Source organism: Niallia alba (assembly GCF_012933555.1).
GTDB classification, from domain to species: Bacteria; Bacillota; Bacilli; order Bacillales; family Cytobacillaceae; genus Niallia; species Niallia alba.
Genome location: NZ_JABBPK010000001.1, coordinates 795,545 through 817,742, shown reverse-complemented (window position 1 = coordinate 817,742; position 22,198 = coordinate 795,545). Strand labels below are relative to the sequence as shown.

At 34.6% G+C, this 22,198-nt stretch carries 19 protein-coding genes; 1 reads left to right on the top strand and 18 read right to left on the bottom strand.

All coding sequences use genetic code 11. From position 1 onward, the window contains the following. Nucleotides 1–55: 55 nt before the first annotated feature. Entirely contained in the window at nucleotides 56–301 is a 246-nt protein-coding gene (locus tag HHU08_RS04075) for a hypothetical protein (protein ID WP_016202275.1), read from the top strand. Nucleotides 302–411: 110 nt separating this feature from the next. Here the strand turns inward: HHU08_RS04075 and HHU08_RS04070 are convergent, their stop codons facing one another. From HHU08_RS04070 to HHU08_RS03980, 18 genes are all read right to left on the bottom strand, one after another. Next, nucleotides 412–969 (bottom strand): RNA polymerase sigma factor, encoded by a 558-nt coding sequence (locus tag HHU08_RS04070; protein ID WP_169187858.1) that lies wholly within the window; start codon nucleotides 967–969, stop codon nucleotides 412–414. Between the two features lie 87 nt (nucleotides 970–1,056). Then, on the bottom strand, nucleotides 1,057–2,382 hold the full coding sequence (locus HHU08_RS04065; protein ID WP_169187857.1) for an oligosaccharide flippase family protein: 1,326 nt from the start codon (nucleotides 2,380–2,382) through the stop codon (nucleotides 1,057–1,059). Between the two features lie 199 nt (nucleotides 2,383–2,581). Continuing rightward, on the bottom strand, nucleotides 2,582–3,214 hold the full coding sequence (locus HHU08_RS04060; protein WP_016202272.1) for a response regulator: 633 nt from the start codon (nucleotides 3,212–3,214) through the stop codon (nucleotides 2,582–2,584). Continuing rightward, nucleotides 3,207–4,253, bottom strand: a complete 1,047-nt coding sequence (locus HHU08_RS04055; protein ID WP_169187856.1) for a sensor histidine kinase — start codon at nucleotides 4,251–4,253, stop codon at nucleotides 3,207–3,209. Before HHU08_RS04055 ends, HHU08_RS04060 begins: the two co-directional genes overlap by 8 nt. After that, nucleotides 4,250–4,984, bottom strand: a complete 735-nt coding sequence (gene liaF, locus HHU08_RS04050) for a cell wall-active antibiotics response protein LiaF (RefSeq protein WP_169187855.1) — start codon at nucleotides 4,982–4,984, stop codon at nucleotides 4,250–4,252. The genes HHU08_RS04055 and liaF overlap by 4 nt, the downstream gene beginning before the upstream one ends. A 229-nt stretch (nucleotides 4,985–5,213) precedes the next feature. Continuing rightward, complete coding sequence (locus HHU08_RS04045; RefSeq protein ID WP_016202269.1) at nucleotides 5,214–5,864, bottom strand: PspA/IM30 family protein; 651 nt, start codon at nucleotides 5,862–5,864, stop codon at nucleotides 5,214–5,216. 12 nt (nucleotides 5,865–5,876) lie between these two features. Continuing rightward, nucleotides 5,877–6,224 (bottom strand): lmo0954 family membrane protein, encoded by a 348-nt coding sequence (locus HHU08_RS04040; RefSeq protein ID WP_101729681.1) that lies wholly within the window; start codon nucleotides 6,222–6,224, stop codon nucleotides 5,877–5,879. A gap of 232 nt (nucleotides 6,225–6,456) precedes the next feature. Then, nucleotides 6,457–7,686 carry an IS110 family RNA-guided transposase gene (locus tag HHU08_RS04035; protein WP_100525939.1) on the bottom strand — a complete coding sequence of 410 codons (1,230 nt, stop codon included), beginning with the start codon at nucleotides 7,684–7,686 and terminating at the stop codon, nucleotides 6,457–6,459. Between the two features lie 407 nt (nucleotides 7,687–8,093). Continuing rightward, on the bottom strand, nucleotides 8,094–9,290 hold the full coding sequence (locus HHU08_RS04030; RefSeq protein WP_169187854.1) for a Ger(x)C family spore germination protein: 1,197 nt from the start codon (nucleotides 9,288–9,290) through the stop codon (nucleotides 8,094–8,096). Beyond that, nucleotides 9,287–10,879, bottom strand: a complete 1,593-nt coding sequence (locus tag HHU08_RS04025; RefSeq protein ID WP_169187853.1) for a spore germination protein — start codon at nucleotides 10,877–10,879, stop codon at nucleotides 9,287–9,289. The genes HHU08_RS04030 and HHU08_RS04025 overlap by 4 nt, the downstream gene beginning before the upstream one ends. Beyond that, nucleotides 10,876–12,000 carry a GerAB/ArcD/ProY family transporter gene (locus tag HHU08_RS04020; RefSeq protein ID WP_224428034.1) on the bottom strand — a complete coding sequence of 375 codons (1,125 nt, stop codon included), beginning with the start codon at nucleotides 11,998–12,000 and terminating at the stop codon, nucleotides 10,876–10,878. Before HHU08_RS04020 ends, HHU08_RS04025 begins: the two co-directional genes overlap by 4 nt. 126 nt (nucleotides 12,001–12,126) lie before the next feature. Next, a complete protein-coding gene (locus tag HHU08_RS04015; RefSeq protein WP_169187852.1) occupies nucleotides 12,127–13,263 on the bottom strand; it encodes a GerAB/ArcD/ProY family transporter in 1,137 nt (378 codons plus the stop codon). A gap of 342 nt (nucleotides 13,264–13,605) precedes the next feature. After that, nucleotides 13,606–13,845, bottom strand: a complete 240-nt coding sequence (locus HHU08_RS04010) for a hypothetical protein (RefSeq protein ID WP_016202264.1) — start codon at nucleotides 13,843–13,845, stop codon at nucleotides 13,606–13,608. A gap of 264 nt (nucleotides 13,846–14,109) precedes the next feature. Next, complete coding sequence (locus HHU08_RS04000; protein ID WP_016202263.1) at nucleotides 14,110–15,261, bottom strand: DEAD/DEAH box helicase; 1,152 nt, start codon at nucleotides 15,259–15,261, stop codon at nucleotides 14,110–14,112. Between the two features lie 223 nt (nucleotides 15,262–15,484). After that, nucleotides 15,485–16,183: a GTP pyrophosphokinase gene (locus tag HHU08_RS03995; RefSeq protein ID WP_169187850.1), complete on the bottom strand. Its 699-nt coding sequence runs from the start codon at nucleotides 16,181–16,183 to the stop codon at nucleotides 15,485–15,487. 335 nt (nucleotides 16,184–16,518) lie between these two features. Next, nucleotides 16,519–18,348, bottom strand: a complete 1,830-nt coding sequence (locus tag HHU08_RS03990) for an ABC transporter ATP-binding protein (protein ID WP_169187849.1) — start codon at nucleotides 18,346–18,348, stop codon at nucleotides 16,519–16,521. After that, complete coding sequence (locus HHU08_RS03985) at nucleotides 18,311–20,068, bottom strand: ABC transporter ATP-binding protein (RefSeq protein ID WP_169187848.1); 1,758 nt, start codon at nucleotides 20,066–20,068, stop codon at nucleotides 18,311–18,313. The genes HHU08_RS03990 and HHU08_RS03985 overlap by 38 nt, the downstream gene beginning before the upstream one ends. Nucleotides 20,069–20,523: 455 nt before the next feature. Beyond that, nucleotides 20,524–22,143, bottom strand: a complete 1,620-nt coding sequence (locus HHU08_RS03980) for an ABC transporter substrate-binding protein (RefSeq protein WP_101729690.1) — start codon at nucleotides 22,141–22,143, stop codon at nucleotides 20,524–20,526. Nucleotides 22,144–22,198 lie beyond the last annotated feature (55 nt).

The following is a 22,198-nucleotide window of genomic DNA, read 5'->3' as shown; positions in this document are numbered from 1 at the left end:
AGGGTAAATAAAAAATAGAATGAAACGAGAAGGAATAAATAGGAGGGATTCTCTCATGTTTGGAAAAAATTCAATGCGCACCTTTGCAATTGTTGGAGCAGGAGTGGGAAGCTTTTTCCTTTTTACATCTAAAGGAAAAGAGATGTTTAATCGCGTTAAAGATAGATTCAATTCTACGCAAAAAGAGGATTTACTTTCTAAAGCAGGAAATCCCGCTCCAGATGATATAGGCGACAACAACATGGTAAATGAAGGCGCCATGTATTCAGTGAATTATTATAACAAACAGAGAAATAGCTAGTAAGAAACATAAGTCTATTACTATCGGGTGAGGAAACTTACCTAGTGACTAATAAAGCAATATCAAATCAGTGGGGATGAAAAATATCTCCACTGATTAAAGTTTTCTGCTTATAAATAAGCAATTTTTTTATTCATGACCTTTGGCTTCAATTGATCCTTCGCCCGTTTCATTCTTGTTTTTACTGTGGATAATGGGGTTTTTGTATGATTACTAATTTCTACTAATGTTTGATTATGATAATAGAAAAGTAGTAAAGGCTCTTTATACATGTTTGGTAACTCTTCTAATGTATCAATCATTTCTTCTTTCTCACATTTACTTAAGAGCGTTTCCTCTGGTTCCAAAGCAACAGAAGTATCTCTTGCGTATGTATAGACAGATTCTTCCCAAAATTTCTTAGATGTTTTCTCTTTTCTCCAATAGTCTCTACATTTATTAAGGGCAATTTTATATAACCAGCTTTTCACTTTTTGAAAATCCTCAAAACTTCCAAAAGAGGTGTAAGCTGAAATCAGTACTTCTTGATACAAATCCTCTGCAAGTTCTTTGTGTTTAACTAGTGATAATATATAAATATAGATTGATTTTCCGTATTCTTTCACTACTTCTTCAAATAACGCCTCTTGATTTTCCTCTAAATATTTTTTATCTATTAGGGATTCCATTTTCTTTCTTTTCCCCTTCCCGGTTTTACCATTCTACTTAATAAACGTTTGAGAACGTCTGAATCCCTACACTTTTTTTAAAATTTTTTAATGAAATTTATTTACTGGTGTCAACCAGATTGAAATCCCTATCTTTTTACATATCGTTAAATAATGCAGCGATGCTAAAATAACTGCTCCTAAATTCATCCCAATTGCAATTCCACTCATTTGCAGCTGACTTAAAGATCCTAAATAGTAAATGGCTGCGTAAGAGAAAGTCGTTGACCAAACACTGTGAAAAACCGCATCCTTTAACAAGCCTAAGCCAATTAAGTACGCTTGCATTGGGATCGTGAAGTAATGCAATAAAAAATAGGGCCATAAAAGCTGAACAATTATCGCAGCCTGGCTAGAATGAAAAAAGGTCATCGTAAGTGTATCTGCGTAAAAATAGAAAATTCCTACAGCTATGGTTCCATAAATTGCAGTTATAATCATCACTTGCTGCAGTAATTTTTGTAGTTTTGTATAATCCCTTTGTACATATGCCTTAGAAACGGTCGGTATTAGCATCGTCATAAAGCTATGGGATATAAAAGCTGGGAAAAAACCAATTGTCATCGCTATTCCGGCGAGCATTCCATACTGTTCCGTTGCATTCGCAGCTGTAATTCCTGACGCTACAAGTGCCCCTTTAATTAAGAAGGGATGAACGGCATGGGTTAGAGCATGAAATATTCGAAGGCCTGTTGTCGGAATAGATACAGATAACAAATCCTTCCAAATAACCTTGCCACTCATGCTTTCATTTTTTCCTTTTTTAATCCGCTGATATTGAACGAAAAACATATGCAATAAGTACAATAATACGACTGTATCACTTCCGACAATGGTAAAAAAGGCAATCAATACAGAGGTATTTAAATCAAATGAAAACCACTGAAACAAAAAGACTAATAATCCTAACTGGATAATTTTTTTGAGAAAGTTAGAAGCTGCAATTTTCCCCATCTGCTGTTTTCCCATGAAATAACCTCTTGCAATAGAAGTAAAGGAAATAATCGGCAATAGGAGAATGACTAACCACTTTAAAAGTGGATGATAGGAATTAAAAATAGGGATAAAAGGTATGATGATAGATGCGATGATTGTTAGAAAAATAGTAAAGATGATGGTCCACTTTAAAACTTGTTGGAGCATCGACAAATGATGCTTTGAATCTTTCTCCGCAATAAATTTCGAAATAGATGTTGGCAATTCGAAGGTAGCAAGCAGCACAATGAGAAAGATAGTAGGCAATACGGTCATAAATAAACCTAACCCGTGTTCTCCAAGTTCCCTTGCCATTATCATATTAATAATGAATTCAATACATTCGCCAAAAAACGCTGTGATAATTAATAAGAAGGTCCCTTTATAAAATGAACTCATGAATCTCTCCCTCAATCTATCTTCCACAAGCATGTAAGTAAAAGATGTGTGTTTATTTTTCTCTTCTTTATCATCATATGAGACAAGTCCGAAAAATATTTTCCTTGATTGTCTTTTTCTCTATAGAAGAGAGAAATGTCTTAATTAAACGTTTGATTAAGGGATTTATTCACGTATATAAGGGATTTACTAGTCTTTATTATTCTACAAGAGAATGCTTAAATGCATAGATAACAGCTTGGGTACGATCCTGCACTTGCAATTTACTTAGTATATTGCTGACATGCGTTTTTACTGTTTTTAGGGCAATAAATAATTGGTCTGCAATTTCCTGATTGCTTTTCCCCTCTGCCATTAATAACAGAATCTCCATTTCTCTTGCAGTTAACTCCTCATGTAGAGGGGTAGATTTCTTTTCTCTCATTTTGGACATCATTTTATCGGTTACTTCTGGTTCTAACACTATTTGCCCTTGAAATGTTTCTCGTACAGCTCTTGCTATTTCACTTGCTTTCGATGTTTTCAGCATATAGCTTGTAGCACCAGCCTGTAAAGCAGGATAGACCTTCTCATCATCAAGAAAACTAGTAACAATTATAATTTTTGCTTCATCCCATGCTTCTACAATTTTCTGTGTTGCTTCTATTCCATCCATTTCGTCCATAACTAAATCCATCAAAATCACATCTGGTTTTAATTCGAGAGCAAGCTCCACTGCCCTGCTGCCATTTTCTGCTTCTCCGACCACTTCGATATCTGTTTGTGCGGATAAATAAGACGACACCCCTATTCGTACCATTTCATGATCATCAACTAGTAATACCCTAATCATTTGTATCCTCCTCTCTTTCCAAAATTGGAACTTTCACTTCTAATCGTGTACCTTTATTTTCCAAGCTAATTAATTTTAATACTCCACCAATCTCAGCTGCTCTTTCGTGCATATTTTGCAGACCGTAAGACCCCGCTTTTCTTTTGTCTACATTAAAGCCGACACCATCATCGATAATTCGTAAGATGACAAATGCCTCTCGCTGAATAAGCTGGATTTCTAAAGAATTTGCTTTCGCATGCCTTAATGTGTTGGATACTGATTCCTGCAGAATCCGAAAAAGGTGATCTTCAATCCCTTTATCCAAATCAATATCTTCTAATTTCATTTCTATTTCCAAGGATACTTTTTGCTGCAATTCATGTAATAATTCAATTATCCCTGTTTTTAAAGATTTTCCTTTTAATGCGGCTGGCCGTAAATGAAGCAATAACGCCCTCATTTCTAATTGAGACTGTTGGATGGTTTCCTCCACTAGCTGTAATTGCTTGGACTCTTGATCATTCGTTTTCGGCCTTGTTTCATTAATTGCTGATAATAACATGGAGGCAGCAAATAATTGTTGACTAACGGAATCATGTAGTTCTCTTGCTAAACGATTACGCTCTGCAATAATAATACTTTGAACCTTCACTTCTTGATCCTCTGCTTTCTCATTGACGAGTTTTTGAGAGAGTTTGGTTTGTTCTACTAACTGATTTTGTAGTTGAATAATTCGATAGCTTAATGATTGGAGCTCCTCTGTTGAGCCAATTGGTTGGACTGGATAATACTCCATTTTATCCATTGTATGTAATGTTTTTTCAATGGAACGAATTTGTTTTTTCCAGGAAACCCCTGATAAATAACCAATTAAGATACCTAGTGTAATATCGACACTTATTAAAAATAAACCAAACGGAACATCCATTACTTCTTTTTTCCATAAAGCACTCCAGTTTGCAGGCGGAAAAACAACTAAATAGCTAATGGAAAAGAATACAAGTAAAAAAAGGGATGTACAGACTCCCCACAAAATTTGTCTCGTGATAATACTCATATTCTTTTCACCTCTAAGTTACCAGCTATAAAAGAGGTAAAAATCTTCACTCTTGTTTCCGCCTGATCAAAATCAGCAGTCCGAATGCTTACATTTTGATTCCATACATTCTCTTCTGCTTCTCCAAATATATGATAGGAACCAAATAAAATAGAGTGATTGATGCTGACTTCCATATCATAGGGAATATATACCTTTACATCGCCTACAATATTCTTTATCATAATGACTGTTTCTCCCTCTGGTAAAACAGTATAGCTAAGATCTACCGTTGTATTCGTTATTCCACACTGAATGTTTATATCATTCCACTCATATACATGATCTGGTGTGACATTACGATTATAAAAGGAATTAGTAAATATTTCCTTTTTCTTTAAGATTGGTTCTTCTGTATGTGTTACTGTTTCCTTATCCCGTATGATTGGCTTGATAATATCGGTCGTATTCTTTTTTTGAAATAATTGAAAAATATAATAGGCAAGGATTGATAATAATATAATCTTCACTGTAACCATATTTAGAACACTAACGATTAAAAGCAGGAGACCAATCCAGAAAAGGATTTTTCCGGCTCCGCCTTTCAATGATTTCTTAGCTATATAGATCATGCCAATTGAAACAAGAAGGGAAAAGATTAGTCCTGGATTAAAGACGAAGATTTCTAATAGCAAAAATCCCCCAACAACATAAACCCAATTTGCATAATTATCTTTTAATTGTTTAAACATTGGCTATTCTCTCCCTTCTTTTCTAGTTGGTGGTAAGGATTAACCTCATTGTTACAGATTGATTGGAGTGCAAGATCTCTGCTCACCGCAAGTCCCGCGAGTCGTGCATCCTGAAGTCGAAATCAACCTATCTATAACTAGTTCAACGAGTTTTTATATTTTTGTTAGTATCATCAGTAAAAAGGGCTGACCTTTACTTGTTTACAGCCCCTTTTAGAATACCATTTTTTTATAAGGAAATGGAGTCATCTTCTTTTTTTAACTGATTTTTCTCTAATGCTGCTAGTTTTTCATCCATTGTTTGTTTAAAGTATTCTGTATTTATTTTTTCTTCTAACTTATCTATATATTGTTCCATTTCGTTAAAGCGTGCTTGATTTGTTGGATTTACTTGTTTTTCTTCTAAAACTTTATTCATCGTATGGTGTGCTTTTGTTATATTTTCTTTTGCCATTAGCTCCATTTGACGTATTTTCATATCTTTTAATTTATGCTTCATGTCCATATATTTTGTTTCTATTTCACGCAATTGCTGCTCTGTATTTTTTAGTGATTCTGCTAAACGTACTACTCTTTCTTCAAAATGAGCTTGTTCCTGTTGGGCATATGCAGAAAGTTCCTCTTCACCAGCTTTGCTTGCAACCTCAGCCTGTCTTTTTCTTTTCTCTGCCATTTCTTCAGCTTGGTGTAATTCTTTAGAAAATTCTTCTTTTAATTTATATTGTCTTTCCAACAGTTTTTTTACTTTATCTGTTTCTTTTTCACATTCTCTTACGTATTGATTCAAAAGAGCAAGTGGATTTTTGTCTTCCTTCTTATCTAATAAATGATTAATGTCTGCCATTACTGTATTTTTTATTCTTTCTAATAAATTTGTCATGTTACCCTCTCCTTATTTATTTAGTTCTGACCATTGCTTTTCAAAGTTTTGAAAAGGGTCATCAGATGATTTTTTTGTAATAATAGTTTGTTTGTTGTTCCATTTTTTATAAACAAGATACAATACATATGCTGCTGCTAATCCAATAATGGCTGGCAGGTTACTTGCAGTTATGATCAGCATGATAACTCCTGCTGTCCCCCATCCTATCTTACCTGATGTGCTTGTTGCTTTTGTGTATTGCTTAAAGGCAAAATAGAGAATCGCTGCACTAATAACTAAACCTAACATTGGACCTATCTGTGATAAAAGGATGATAGAGGCTGTTGCCCCGATAAGAAATAAACCAAATTTTTTCATTTTGTGTTTCGCTCCTTTCTTATCTACTATGTTACCTTCTTGACGTTTTTTTCATAACATGCCTTAGCTTGATTTTCCTCTACAACTTTAGTCTTAGTAAGGACTAATCCTAAAAATACAAGGCTGTTTGTATGAAAACTCTTTAGGTAAAAGGCAACACTAAGCTGAACCTTCTAAATTTGAACTTTTTTAAAAGGCTAGGAATGATTAAATATAGTGCTTTTGTTATTCATTAAGCAATTTGTTCATTAGTGGGTTCAATACGATACCCTTTCCTTTTTAAGTATTGAATCATTTTTTGTTCTTTACTTTGTTCGAGATCAACATAATCAGGGCCTAGTTCCTGATATGGTTGCCTTGTTTTTAAAATATTGTAAGCAATTGTTAGGATTAAATGAGCGGAAGCGATCCGTGCTTTCGATTTTCCTTGTCGTTTCATAATTCTTTTTCTATGTGCAGATATGCGATTATACTGTCTATCTGTAGCCATGGAACATTCAACAGCGGTGGTTCTTAATGATTTGTTTCCGTACTGAGTTTTACCTGTTTTTTTTTTACCGGCACTCTCATAATTTCCTGGACTCACTCCAGCCCATGAGGCTAGATGTTTAGAACTTTTAAATACTGACATGTCTACACCCATTTCAGCTATAAAGATTGCGGATGCATTTTTATCCACACCCGGTATGGTATCTAGTAGTTCGCACTCCTCTTGATAAGGAATAAGCGCTTGGTCTATGCGTTCAACTACTTTTTCGATTGTTTCATCGATGTGATTGATATGGTCCCAATGGAAACGTAACATATCAATATGATGTTTACGTATTCCACCGTTAAGGGCTTCTGCAATATCTGTTGTGCTCGCCTTAACTCTTGAATCAACCATTTGTTGAAGTTCAAACACACCTATTTTTTCGCCGTTTATTAGGGCTTCAATAATGCGACAACCAGTGACACCAAAAATGTCAGATAAAACAGAAGTTAGTTTAATATTTGCATCCTGTAGAATTTTGTGGATTCGATTGCGCTCAGAAGTTCGTGTATGGATGAGTTTTTTACGATACCGGGTTAAATCTCGCAAATCACGAATTTCTTTGGGCGGTACAAAATTTTTTTCAATTAGTCCAGAACGCAAAAGTTTAGCTAACCACTCCGCATCTTTTACGTCTGTTTTCCTTCCGGGAACATTTTTAACATGTTGGGCATTGGCGAGGATTAATTGGAAGTCACATTCTATAACATTCCAAACGGGCTTCCAATATACACCGGTACTTTCCATTACAGCATCCGTTATTTTGTGTGAGGATAGCCAGTCGCTAAGTGCCAAAAGGCCACTTGTGGTTGTTGGAAAGGTTTGAATCTCTTTATTTGGTTTTTTATCTAATGAACCAAATAAAACACAAGCAACTACTGTTTCTTGGTGTACATCTAGGCCTGCACACCGTTCAATCATAGCTTCCATATAATCACCTCAAAGATTTTTAATACAATACAAGCGACAGAAGTCATCATACAAAATTTTTGTATTCGTGTTTATAAACACATTAGACGGTTCTTTTAAACTGTCACAACCAGTTTTTCTAACGGGGTATCAACTTGTATTGATCCACCAAACAGTCTTCGGACTGGTCGTATTGTACTATTAATTATGGTCAGGTGTTAAGTGGTTTAGACTTTCTATCATGGGATAGGAGCAAGTTTTCATGATAGACGGTGGCGGCGGGTAACGCCGCCATGAGAGTTTTTCTAAAGGATTGTTATTTTTTCAATAGAAAAAAAGAATTAGTTGGAAAAATGGAGCAACAAACTTTACGAAAACAGCCAAATACAAAGAAAAAACCGTTCAAGTTGAACAGTTTTTTCTTTGCTTTATTTTTCTGTTTCCGTCAAGAAGCTTTTAGAACGTATACCAGACCTTCTTAGAACAAAATCTACATCTACTTTTACATCTGCATTCGAAAATTCTTCTCCCCAATTATCCTTTACTTTCATAAATGAATGGTAATCCTGTCTTCTCATCACTTCTCCAAAACCAAAGATATCGGCTTGATATTGTTTCTGTACATTTGAAATCGTATCCTTAATTTTTTGAGAAAAAGTATCATTTACTAATTTTTCATATTTCTCAATTGTTCCTAGCTTATCTACACTTTTATAACATTGTGTTCCTTCAAGATACCCTTCTGCCTTTATTTTCACATGAATATCAGGTTTATTATTTTTCCATTTAGAAGTGACTTCTGTTTTTGATTCGGTAACACGAACGGAACTATAGTCTCCTTTTTGGCATTCAACAGACAAAGATGTAGTCTTTAAATCATTTCGAATCCATAAATAGTTTCTTGAATCCTCCATGCTAAGAAATCCAACCAATTTCCCATCTTTAAATATCGCTAATGAATCTACAACTACAATTGCATCAGGAGTAACCTGCATGATATTTTCCATACTCTTTCCCTTTTCCTTATCTCCTTTTAAGCGGACAGCCGCTAAAACTGGCTCTTTCCCTTCTAGGGTAAGTTCTGAGATAAAATTAATGATGCTCATCTTAGGATCTCCCCCCCAATCCTCCAATAAATGATCTAATTGAGGAGATATCTTTAGAGAAGAGGCTTTTCGATAATGGGCAGATATTTTTAAAATATCTTCTGCTTTTCCATCTTTTGCAATGATAATGTTAAAATCATCCCGTATTTCTCTATTTCTTTCCAGAAAATCAATAAAATCAAGCATACCTGCACTTGCTACTTCTTCACTGATTACTAGCAGTTTCATATGGGAATAAATTAAAAACTCGGCAAAGTATTCATTAAAAAGGTGCGTTATCTCTGAAATAGAGTTTCCCTCAATTCCTTCTACTATTGTAGCCGCATTTCCAGATGCATACTGGGTATTTAATTCCTTCTCATTCAACGCCTCTACTGTCACTTTGTATTTGGCATCTTCTCCTTTATCAATGGCCATCCCTGCTACTAATTTAATTTCTGCCAATTCCTTTCTATCCCAACAGCCAGTTAGTAAAAATAAACAATTTAGTATACATAGAAAGACGCCAATTTTTTTCACTGTTTCTTCCCACTTTCTGGTTTAGGAGGAGATGGTGATCCTTGCGGCTTTTGCTTATTCTTTATATTTGGGCTTAAATAAGATGGACGCTTACTAATGGACCATAGTGGAAAGCGGACAAATACATCTTTTTGATCTTCTATGATAAATGGAGCTACTGGTGCTAAATAAGGAACTCCGAAGGAACGCAATGAACTTAAGTGTGCAACCATGAATACTAGTATTAAAAGTACACCGTATAGACCTAATATAGAAGCTACAATGATCAGCACAAATCGAATGAGTCTCGATGCGTTTGCGAAATTATAATTGGGAAAAACAAAATTAGCAATCGCAGTAATCGCAACAATGATAACCATAATATTGGAAATAATCCCCGCTTCAGCCGCTGCCTGTCCTATAACCAATGCTCCAACAATAGAAACCGTTTGACCAACAGCCCGTGGCATCCTTACCCCTGCTTCTCTTAGAATTTCAAAGGTTATCTCCATAATAAAGACTTCGACTACGGCGGGAAAAGGAACATTCTCCCGTTGTGCAATAACACTTAATAACAAAGTAGTTGGTAAAAGCTCTGGATGAAAAGTTAAAACACCAACATACGCAGAAGGCATGATTAACCCAATCATAAAAGATATATATCGAATTAAACGAACAAAACTGCTCATAAAATAGTTTTGATAGTTATCTTCCGGAGAAGTAAAGAAATCAGTAAGTACTGCTGGAACAACTAATACAAACGGCGATCCATCAATGATAATGGCAATCTTTGCGTCCATTAAATAAGTCGCTACTGCATCTGGACGCTCTGTATTCATGGCTAGTGGAAAAACAGTAAAACTTTTATCAACAATCAGTTCCTCGATATTTGCAGACTCAAACACAGCAGAAATGTCAATTTTATTTAATCGCGCTCGAACTTCCGCCACTATTTTTTCATTTGCAATGGAATACATATAGCCCATGTATACATTTGTACGTGTTTCGTTTCCTATCATAAATTTTTCAAAACGCAAGTGATGATTTTTTATTCTTTTTCTTATTAAGTTTATATTTGTCGACGCATCCTCTACAAAAGAGTCCTTTGGTCCCCTTACTACTGTTTGTGTAGTAGGCTCAGCTACTGCTCTTCCTTCACTGTTGATATAATTTAAACTAAGCGCCTGCCCAACCCCTCTAAAAACAATAACAATGCGACCTTCCAAAATAGATGAAACGATATGATTAACTGTCTTCAATAATTTATAACCAGAAACACCAAAACTTTTTTTACTTAACTCCTGCAAATCGTCCACTGTAGCGATAACAATATCTTTATCTGCTGAATTCTCTAATGTATTTCCTAACATTTCTTTTAACATTTCTGTATTCACTACTGTTTCTAAATAATAAATACACCCTTCACTTTTCCCTACTCGAATCACATCAGACTGCAAATCAGTAGTATTGCCAAAGTTTTCATTGATTATCTCTTTTAATGCTTCAAAGGTCAGATGATCTATGCCTATTTCCTTTGCTTTGGTCGGAACGACATTGGAGGGAATTTCTTTTTTGCTATTAATAGACATTAATTTTTTAAAATAATTCATACCTTTAGCCCCCTTTCTTCATTCCTTTGTTTTTTCCATTTTTTCACTAGTACTATAGACGTGATTGAAATAGGAATCATAAATTCAAGCGGAACATGCAAAATGAATAAATCGACATTTAGTCCTTCTACAAGGTGATCGGAAAAATCTAGTGTAATAAAGATAGAAAACATCGCTACAATACAGGAAACTGGCATCGCAAAATAGCGATAAGGAATTTTAAAAATATACTCAATTCCTTTTAAGCCACCATATAAAAACACAGAACTTTTAATTAGTATCCCTAACATCATAATAAACACAACTAACACGTCTATTCTTTCAAGAAATTCTCCAATACTAACAAGCCTTGCAGCAATCAATAATGGAAAATTGGCGCGAGCTGCTGTATTTTCTCCTAAAGTAGCAATGATGAGAAATACAGAAGACAATAAGATTAAGCTTGCTACAAATACACTGATTAAACATACCCTCCTAGTTATCTTAAAGTCCCCTATGTGGGCAAAAATAACAGTAAATGCGATTAGCTCACCATAAGGGAAGGCAATGATAGACGGAATAGCCGATTTAAGGATTGGTTTAATTCCACTGCTAAGAATTGGTTGTACATTAGTAAGATTAATTTTCTCTCCTGCGTATAAAAAGATGAACAGTAATAATATAAATACAAACATATAAGGGCTAAATATTTCCGCTGTCCTCCCCAGCACCTCTATGCCTAGATATAAAATATAGCCAATAACTAACATTAGCATTAAAATGGTGAATTCTATAGGTGTTGCTGGAAGAATAGCTGAAGTAATTAATTCCCCAAAGTCTCTAATTACTCTTGAAGAAATATAGATAAAATAGCTTAAATAAACGAGCGCAAATAAAACAGCGACCTTTCTAGAAAAACAATATTCAATTATCTGATATATATTTTTTCCAGGTAGCAATGACATTAAATAAAGATAAAAACTCATAATAATTAAGCCGATAAACATTCCGATTAAGACAACGAGCCACGCATCCCTTTTAGCATCAATTCCCACACCGACTACGATTGAACTTCCAAGAAGGAAATTTATAATCATCGTAAATATTTGGGTTAAAGATAGTTTTTCTGTCAACATAATCATTTCAGCACCTTATCGGATTAATTTACATATAACTTTAAGTTATCTTGTTTACCTGCTATTTTAATTGGAGGAAGATAAACATTCCTTCACTCTGACATTATCTTTTATCTTTCATTACATAACTTTTTAAGAACCTTGTTCGGTATACTTACTAGTCATCTTTTTCTTAGAGCTAGTCTTGTTCCGATGTTTTATTAACATAATAAATACCATCAGCACTGGTAATCCGAACTGCAAAGGAATATGTAATAGGAAAGGATTAGACTGCAACCCTTCATTTAGATGATCTGTATAATTCCGTGCAATTAATGTTGTAAAAACGCCTACAATACAAACCATCGGAATCGCAAAATATCGAAACGTCTGATTAAAAACATATTCTAAAGCTTTTAATCCCCCATAAATATAAATACAGCTTTTTACGAGAGTTCCTAACATCATACAGAAAACGACAATTGCATCAATTCTTTGTAGGAAATTACCGATTGAAACGAGCCGGGCTGCACTTAATAAAGGAAAATTGGAGCGCAAACCAATATCATGTCCTAAAGACAAAATAATCATTAACGATGAAAGCAGCAATAAAAGGCTTGAAATAAGCACACTATAAATAATTATTCTTTTGCTATATTTAGCATTAGATACACTGCTAACTATGTAGGTCAAAACCAGCAATTGTCCATATGGCCGGACAATTTCATATGGAAAAATAGCACTCCATATAGGCTTGAATCCCCCTGCTAACACTGGCCGGATATTAGAGAAATCAAGATTTCCGCCAGCATACAAGAAAATAAATAAAAGCATTATAAACACAAATGCATACGGAGTGAAGATTTCAGCTGTTCTCGCAAGAACCTCCAATCCCATATACAATATATAGCCCATTACTAACACTAGTATTATGGTTGAAACTTCAATTGGTGTTAAAGGAAGAACAGTACTGGCAATTAATTCTCCAAAGTCCCGAATGATTCGACAGCCATAATAAAAAAAATAAACAGCATAAACGATGCTAAGCCCCTTCGCAATCGGTCGATTAAAGCAATACTCAAACATTTCAAATAAATTTTTCCCAGGTGCTAAAGATATCATAAAGATAAAAAACATAGTGATAATGATTCCTAGCCCTAAAGCAATTAGTAGAGCAATCCATGCATCCTCTTTTGCTTTTAAACCAAGGCCTATTACAATCGTACTTCCAATATGGAAATTAAAAACAACTGCCGCCAATTGAGTTAACGAAATGTTTTCCTTTAACATGCTGTCATACCTTCCTTTTTAGAAAAGCGCAAACGCCTTGGTTCCTTTGTCTACAAACTAAATACCATCTTGATATGTATACCTTCATCCCATGAAAGAAACTTTTTTCTGCTTGCTTTCAAGACTGTTCAAGATCGGTTAAACTAGAATGACTTATTAGTATACAATGGGTTTAAATCATAAAGTGAAACTTCCATCAGTGGGGGTTCTCCTTCCCCCACTGATGGTTAGTTCAACCAATCGGACCTATACAGGCAGAGTGGATCTACCACTTATCTTCCTCGTATTCTTCTCATAAGCTTGAGGGAGGAGTCATACTGTCCGTTAAGAGTGGGATAAACTTCATCCTTGGGTCTTCTGCTTACCCTGTTTTTTATTTTTCCATAATCGAAAATCGACAATGACAGACCACACAAAGCCAAATATTGCGGTAAATACAATTGTTATTGCACCTGCACCAACTTCCGCTTCATATATTCTTTTTATACATTTCATAATCCCTTCATGAAACACAAATATATCTAATCCAACAGTTAAAACACCCATAGATGTAAATATTAATAGATAAGCAAAAGTTACCATTTAACCCTTCCTTTAAGTGCTTTGTTTATTTATGGTATTATCTTGTGAAATTTCTCCATTTTTATGCCTATATTTTCATTTTTATCTTTGTTTTCATTTTTATCTTTGTTTTCATTTTCACCTGTTATTCTTTTGGCTATTTTCGTAAAGTTTGTTGCTGTTACCAGCAGTTTTCTTTTTACGGTGCTTTTTTCCATCCAAAATAAAAAAGCTGTCGTCTAACCTACTCTCTAAGGTTGATGACAGCTTAAAACAATTGGCTTATTATTTTTTTGTTCTTATTTTATAATCCACCATTTCTCCTTGGTAAAAGTTTTTTCGTGATAAATTTAGATTTAGCTTTTTAGCCATCTGTTTCAATTCTCTTTCTTCTCTTTCCGTCACTAAACTAACAACTACTCCGGATGCACCAAATCTACCCGTTCTACCGGAACGGTGTATATACTGTGTTTGATTTGTTGCTAAATCATAATGAACAACATGTGTGATATGTTGAATATCAAGTCCTCTTGCTGCCACATCTGTTGCTAGTAGCATATTTCTCTTTCCTTCTCGGAAATCATTTAATGACTTTTGACGCTCCATTTTATTCAAATCAGAGTGCAAAATGCTTGTTTGAATTTTTTTATAGGTTAATTTTTCATGAATAACACTTAAATTACCAATATCTTTTACGAACACAAGAATCTTTGCGTTTTTCAAACGAGAGATTGGCTCTAATAGTTTTACTTTATCGCGATATTCTGCTTGAAAATAAATATGCTCTACTTCTGCTGCTTCAATTACTTTATCTTTCTTTATGCGAATAATTTCCGCATCTTGAACAAGCTCATTTGCAATAAGCTCTGTCTGTTTCGGTAATGTCGCAGAAAACAAGACAACTTGTCTTTCCTTTAAAGTGGCTTTAATTATTTGTCGAACGGATTCTATATGCTCCGCTACCAATAATTGATCCGCTTCATCTAAAACAACGGTTTTTACTTCATGCATTTTCAATTTTTTCTGCTTAATTAACTCCAGTGCTCTCCCTGGTGTACAAATTACAAGATGCGGATGTTTTTTAAGCTTCTCCAACTGTCTTTTTACATTTGCGCCTCCAATAAAAGAGGCAGCTCGAATTCCACTACCCTCTCCCCATTTCTGCACTTCCGCTAAAATTTGCATGACAAGCTCTTGAGAGGAAGCAAGACAAATCGCTTGAATATTCTTTGATTCTGCATCCATTTTATTTAAAACCGGTAATAAATACGCCAGTGTTTTCCCCGTTCCTGTTGGGGATTCAGCAATAACATCTTTCCCCTCTAATATAAGTGGAATCGATTGTTCTTGGATAGATGTTGCTTGTTTAAAATCTGCTTTCCCCCAGTTTTGTTGTATAAATGGTTTAAATGTATTCCAAAATAGCTGATCTTTCATTTCGTTCTCCTTTTTAAGCAAAAGTTAGACGAATTACATCTAACCTTAAAATATGTCCTTTTATTATAAATTATTTACTGAAAAATTGATATGAAACCTTATTTATTGGGAATGATTATATTTTTGATAGCTCCAGAGTTAGTAATGATTGAAGAATATTTAATGATTTTAGCTCTATTTTGCTCAAAAAAAGGAGCTCCTCGCACAACGAAGCCCCTGCCAATTATATTAACGTCTGATTTTTCCCTATTGTTTGGAATATATCGACACTATCTTTAATTTTCTTCATTTTCACATCTAATTCATGGGCTGCATCAGCAGCGTCTTTTAATTCACTAAGTAAATGTGCGGGCACAGATTTATCAAATTTATAATATGTTTTATGTTCTAAGCTTGCCCAAAAATCCATCGCAATCGTTCTGATTTGAATTTCTACCAATACTTCTTGCATGCCTGTGCTTAAGAAGACAGGAATACTTATGATCAAATGTAAACTTTTGTATCCGTTTGGTTTTGGATTTTGAATATAATCCTTTACTTGTATTACCTTAATATCATCTTGTTTCTCAATTATATTATAAATTTCATAAATATCCGAAATAAAGGAACAAGTAATACGGACACCCGCAATATCATGTATATATTTCTTCGCATTTTCGATTGTAATAGGATGCCCTTTCCGATGAAGTTTTTGCATGATGCCTTTTGGATCCTTAATTCGTGATTTAATGTGTTCAATCGGATTATGGTTATGAATAAACTGAAATTCTTCATTTAAAATCTTTAATTTTGTATTGATCTCGTCTAAAGCAAAGTTATATATGATTAAGCTATTTTTCCATTCATTCAATTCATTAGATATTTCATGTAAGTTAAAATTATTATTTTCTATATATGTTTTAAGTTGTTTTACACTTTCCATAAACTAGTATGTCTCCTTTGGATTCCTATAAACCTTTTCTGCGTCTACTCCGATACTCTTTAAAAATTCAATAATTTGGTCAATTGTTTTCATTCTCAACATCCACCTTTGCATAAATCGGGCTATTTTCGGATTGTTGACATACACCGAATCTATCTTTATTGTAAACAAAAATGACCGGTCAGTCAAATATCATTTTTATCCAATACTTTTTGTCAAAAAATGAACAGTTCTCCTTCAAACCCTACTATAACAGTTAAAAGGTTGGAACTGTTCTTCTCAGACTAAAATATATTATTGACCAACTGGTGCAATATTGTTTCATTTGTTAGGATTTATTCGCTCGCTTCGGAAAATTGATTTTGATGTAATTCATAATAAAAACCTTGTTTCTTCAATAATTCTTCATGCGATCCTTTTTCAACAATCATCCCCTTATCCAAAACAAGAATCACATCTGCATGTTTAATGGTATTTAGTCGATGGGCAACAACAAAACTTGTTTTCCCTTTCATCAAGCGCTTTAAAGCATCTTGAATTTTCACCTCGGTAATTGTATCAATACTACTTGTTGCTTCATCTAGTATAAGAATGGACGGATCGGCTAGAATTGCTCGGGAGATGGATAACAACTGTTTCTGCCCTTGACTTATTCCATTTCCATTTGCAGAAAGAATCGTGTCATAGCCTTCCGAAAGATGTTCAATGAAGCCATGAGCGTTGGCCATCTTTGCAGCATTCTCGACTTCCTTATCGGTGGCATTCAATCTGCCATAGCGAATATTTTCCTTGATTGTTCCTTCAAATAGGTAACTATCCTGAAGGACAAATCCCATATGCGAGCGGAGGCTTTCTCTTTTTATTTTTGTAATTTCTTGGCCGTCCACCAATATGTTCCCTGTCGTTGCATCATAGAATCTCGTTATTAGCTGGATGATGGTTGTTTTTCCAGCTCCAGTTGGTCCAACCAGCGCAATTGTTTCACCTGGTTTTACTTTAAAGTGAATATCCCTTAATATTTCCTTATCTGACTCATAAGAAAAAGAAACATGACTAAATTGAACCTCTCCTTTAATCTCTTTCATTACAATTGCTGTCTTTTCATCTACTTCTTCTCTTTCTTCATCTAATACTTCAAATACTCTTTCTGCACCTGCAATCGCAGATAACAATGTATTAAATTGATTTGATAAGTCATTCAATGGTCTAGTGAATTGTCTCGAATATTCTACAAAAATAACAATAACCCCGATAGACACAGCACCTGATTTCAATGCTAATAGCCCACCAACTCCAACAATTATGGCATAGCTAGCATTGTTTAACATATTCATTAGTTTCGGAATAAATCCTGAGTATACTTGTGCCCAATAAGCGGAATTCTTTAGCTCGTCGCTCTTTTCTTTCATATCATTAATCATTTTTTCCTCTAAAGAAAAAGTTTTAACGATTTTTTGACCAGAAATGGATTCCTCAATAAACCCATTTAGATCTCCTAGGTTTTTTTGCTGCTCCTTAAATAACACGCCTGTTCTACTTGTAATCCATTTCATTCCCATAAACATAACTGGGACAATTGTTAAAGTAAGAAACGTTAATAACGGACTAAGCAAAAACATAACGACTACTGTCCCAATCAATGTGATAATACTAGAAAAAATCTGGATAACCGAGCTATTTAAGGTGGAGCTTACATTTTCAATATCATTGGTTACACGACTCATTAATTCACCATGCTGTTTTTTGTCAAAATAACTTATCGGTAATTCATGAAATTGATGAAATAAGTCTGCTCTCAATTGGAAAACAGTCGTTTGTGAAATACCAATCATCCAATAATTTTGCAAAAATAACGCCACTGAATGGAGAAAATAAATACAACCAAGCGCTACAAGCATTCCTGTAAAGCCATCTAAACTTCTATTTACAATAAAACGGTCAATAGACATTCCTAAAACATATGGTCCTAATAAACCTAATGCACAGCTTAAGGCAACCATCACTAATACAAGAAATAATAATCTCTTTTTTTGTGCAAGATAGCCCCATAACCTGTATAAGGTCTTTCCCATATTCTTTGGTTTTTTCCCTTTTTTAACTACTGAAGCATCTGGCTTTAAGTTAGGTTTAGGATAGCGAAATGGATCGGTTAGTTCCCTTTGCATTGTCCCACTCTCCTTCCCCTAGTTGGGATTCTACTATTTTTTGATAAAGGCTGTTTGTTTTCCATAATTGATCATGAGAGGCAAAACTTACAATTTTTCCGTTTTCTATAAGCATCACTCGATCTGCCTTCATAGCTGTAGATACTTTTTGAGTAATTAGTAGAAGCGTACATTGATAAGATGCGACTGCATCGAGAAGCTTCTTCTCTGTCTTCAAATCTAATGCACTTGTACTATCATCTAAAAGGAGAATACTTGGTTTTCTAACAAGTGCCCTTGCAATGGAAAGGCGTTGCTTTTGTCCTCCCGATAAATTAACCCCCTTTTGCCCAATTCTTGTATCGTATGTATTAGGCATTAACATAATAGTATCGTGGATTTGGGCATCTTTTGCAGCCTGCACTACTTCTTCAAAGGTAGCATTTGGATTTCCCCACATAATATTTTCTTTAATTGTGCCGGTAAAAAGCATCGATTCCTGTGGTACATACCCAATTTGTTTTCTTAAAGCATTTAAAGAGTATGAATCAATACGTTTGTCATCTATTAGAATAGTTCCTTCTGTTGGTTCATAAAGTCGCGGAATCAATTGAAAAAGTGTCGTTTTTCCTGATCCAGTTGCTCCTAATATAGCAATCCTTTCTTTTTGCTTAATTGTAAATTGTAGATTTTCAATCGTATTTCTTCTATTAGAAGGATAACGAAAGGATACATGCTGAAAATTAATTTTTCCTTTAATTTTTGATTTCGCACTTCCGTCGAAATTATCCGCATCCTTTTCTTCGATATCAATAATCTCTTGAATCCGATCAGCTGATGCTTTTGAACGAGAGATAACCATTACTAACATACTTACTACAGAAATGGACGAAGTAATTCTTAGTGTGTAATTAATAACGGCTACTACCTCTCCAATCTGCGCCTCTCCTGTATTTATTTGTCCGGAACCAACCCAAAGTATCCCAATAATACATAGATTCATGGCAAATAATAAGAGTGGTACAGTAGTTTCCATAATTCGTAATGCTTTTTGGGTAAGATCTTTTAAGTCCTCACTCGTATGCATAAAACGATTTCTTTCAAATTGCTTACGGATATATGCACGGATAAGTCTGACTGCTGTTAAATTCTCAAGCATCACACTGTTAACATGATCCAGTTTCTTTTGTACAGATTGAAAAAGGGTTCTTCCTATTTTGATAACCCAAATAAACATAACAACAATTAATGGAATCGTAATCGCCAATATGAGCGCTAATTTCACATTAACTAAAAAGGACATAACGATTCCTCCAACGATTAAAAGAGGTGCTCTTAATAAAAATCGCAATCCCATAAATATCGTGTTTTGGAGTTGTGTAATATCATTGGTTAATCTGGTAATCAATGAGGAACTTGCAAACACATTGCTGCTCGAATAGGTAAAATATTGAATGATTTGATATAACTCATTGCGAAGACTATAGCCAAAATTCTGACAAACATGGGAAGAATAAAATGTATTGATGATCCCAGCAGCAAAAGCTACAAGCGAAAATAAAATGAGCATTCCTCCCCAAATGAGCACAATTTTTGTGTCTTGGTGAGCCAAACCATCATCAATGATTTTAGCCATAATTAGCGGTTGAACTAATTCGACTGCGAGCTCTGTTAACATAAGAATAAGAGCAATCGTTACACTTAGTTTATATTCTCGAAGTCTACCAAATATTTTTGCCATTTTTCCCTCCAGCCTAATTCTGTTGGTAAATATTCATTTCCAACCATCGATGGAATTTATTTAGGTTTGCTAAATTATTTTTATCATACCTCTTTTTAGCAAGATAGAAAACCATAATTTTCATATTTAATAAAATGATAAAGGTGTAATAGAAGTGATTTTTCTTTTAATTTTATTTTATTGCAAAAACTCAAAAAGAAAGAATTCAGCTTCCAAAAGGGAACACTTCTCTGTTACCTTTTTCTACCTTTCCTCTAGTTCTCGGGCACAGAAAATACTTCTCTGTTACCTTTTCCCGCCTTTCCTCTTGTTCTCGGGCACAGGGAACACTTCTCTGTTACCATCGCACCCTTAACTGCTTAAATTTTTCAGTCCCCACCGTCCTTCTACTAACCTCTAACAAAAAAAGAACGACTAAGCCCAGATTAGTGGGCTTAGTCGCTCGTCTTATTTCTTTAATTGGCACCGGCCAACGACCATTTATATAATTCATTATGGAAACCAAATACCTTTGGTGCTCCGAATGCTACATCTTTAGATACTGCCGCAAAGTCATAGTCGGAATATAATGTAAAGATTGGCATCTCTTCACTCCAAATTGCTTGAAGTTCGTTGTAAATCTGTTTCCGTTTTTCCGTATCTGGTTCTTGTTTCCCTTTCTCCAGCAACTCGTCTACCTTTGGGTTGTTATACTTTGTATAGTTACTTGACCCGCTAGATCCATAAATCGTTGTTAAATCTGGATCAATTGTATTAGTAAAGCCAATTAGCATCAAGTCATAATCACCAGCTTTTGCTTTTGACATGATGGTAGGGAAGTCATACGTAGTCGTATTTAGTTTTAATCCAACTGCTTTGAGATTTTCCGCAATAATATTGGCTGATTGCTCACGTACTTTGTTACCGATTGGAACAACAAATTCAATTGTCTTGTTAAAATCCCAGCCCGCTTCTTCTAACAATTGTTTTGATTTCTCTGGATCATACGTATATGTCTCTAACTCTGTATCAAGATAAGGGCTTATAGACGTATACGGTCCGTCCACAATTTCTCCTTCTCCTTTAAGTAACTGATCGACAATTTTTTGACGATCGATTGCATAGGCAATTGCCTGTCTTACTTTCTTATCTGTTATTGTTTCCATATTAAAACTCATATTTTGATACCCATATGTTTTATCTGTTGTTGTTGTTACATTATCGAATCCTTTTACAGTCTCAAAATCTTGAACAGCAATTTTCCCGATACCACCAGCAGCGTTCATATTAATTTCGCCTGTCTGCAACTGTGCAACAAGGTTCGCAGCTGGCATGATCTTCACAAATAATTTATCTAGTTCTACATCACCTAAATAGTAATCATCATTTTTGGCATATTCTACATATTGGTCTTTTGCATATTTAACAAACTTGAATGGTCCATTTGTTACTGTTGGATTCATCATGAAAGGATCTTTTTGCAGATTTTCTGGAGCAATATCCTTTAATTTATGTTCTGGTAGAATCATAAATTTCGAACCAAGTTGTTCTTTCACCATATTCGGGTCAACTGGTGCCTTTGTTTTAAATTGAATTGTCTTCTCGTCAACAATAGTTAGAGATGGTATTTCTGTTACACCGTCCGGAAATTTCCCATTTTCTGTCAAACCGTCTAATACGGTCAAATACGCTCCCACTGCTGTTTCTGTCTTTGGATTAGCAACTAAATTTAAAGTAAAAGCAACATCCGCAGAAGTAACCGGTGTTCCATCTGTCCAATTTGCATCCTTGTTAATCTTGATTGTAAATAGTTGATTATCTTCCGTTTCAAAGGATTCCGCCAGCTTTGGTGTAAATTCTAATGGTCCAGTCATCTCCAAAAAGGTATCAAACATAAACTTTTCTAACCAAGATGCCGCAATATCAGAAGAGTTAATAGGATTAAAACTAACTGGGGCATTTACAAGTCCGAGATACATCGTATTTTCTTTTGCCCCACTACCAGAAGATGCTGGATTATTTACACCCGAGCATGCTGAAAGTAATAATAAAACCCCAATGGAAACTATGCTAAAAATTGTCTTAAATTTCTTCATCAAATTTCCCCCATCTATTTTTTCTATTGAAAAACAAGAATCTTTTAGACAACTG